General features: G+C 72.7%; 2 protein-coding genes. Both read right to left on the reverse strand.

Features of this window, described 5'->3' with window-relative positions; translation table 11 throughout:
- On the reverse strand, window positions 1-284 hold a 284-nt coding region (locus A6302_RS20605), incomplete at its 3' end, for an SDR family NAD(P)-dependent oxidoreductase (RefSeq protein ID WP_141704066.1).
- Window positions 285-314: 30 nt separating this feature from the next.
- Window positions 315-750 (reverse strand): flavin reductase family protein (locus A6302_RS20610; RefSeq protein WP_069308546.1); only part of this gene is annotated, 436 nt, incomplete at its 5' end.

A 750-nucleotide genomic window follows, 5' to 3' on the forward strand; every position in this document is an offset into this window, starting at 1 on the left:
CGGTCGAGGATGCCCGCGTTGTTGCAGATCACCTCGACCGGACCGAAGGCCGCGTCGCAGGCCGCCAGCATGCCGAGGATCGGCCCCTCGGCCGCCACATCCGCCACATGGGTGGCGAGCGCCTCGGGCGCGGCGGCAGTCGCCGCAAGATCGGCCAGCCGTCCGGCGTCGAGATCGACGGCGAACACCCGCGCGCCGGCCTCCAGAAAGGCCTGCGTCATGGCAAGGCCGATGCCGGACCCCGCGCCGGTGATGATCGTGACCCTGCCGCCGAGATCGGTCATGAGACGGTCCTGCCCTGTGAATGATGGAAATCAGGCGGCGGCGAAGCCACCCGCCCGGTAGACGAGGCCCTGGCGCGAGGGTTCAGCCCGGGCGGCGACAACCGCGCCGATGAAGATCGTGTGGGTGCCCCAGTCCATGGTCTCGACTACCCGGCAGTCGAACACCGCAAGCGCGTCGGCCAGCACCGGCGCGCCGCTCGCCAGCGTCTCCCAGCGGCCTTCCGAAAACCGGTCCTCGCCGCGAATGCCGTCGCGCCCGGCAAAGCGGTCGGCGAGCGGGCGATGCTCGGCGCTGACGACGTTGACGCTGAAGGCGCCCGACGCGCTGATCGCGCCGTGGCCGTCGGTCGACCGGTTGACGCAGACCAGCAGCGTCGGCGGCTCGGCGGAGACCGAGCAGACGGCGGTGGCGGTCAGGCCGCGCCGCCCGGTGCCCTCGCCGGCGGCGATGATGGTGACGCCGGCG

It is taken from the genome of Methylobrevis pamukkalensis, assembly GCF_001720135.1.
Classification (GTDB): Bacteria; Pseudomonadota; Alphaproteobacteria; order Rhizobiales; family Pleomorphomonadaceae; genus Methylobrevis; species Methylobrevis pamukkalensis.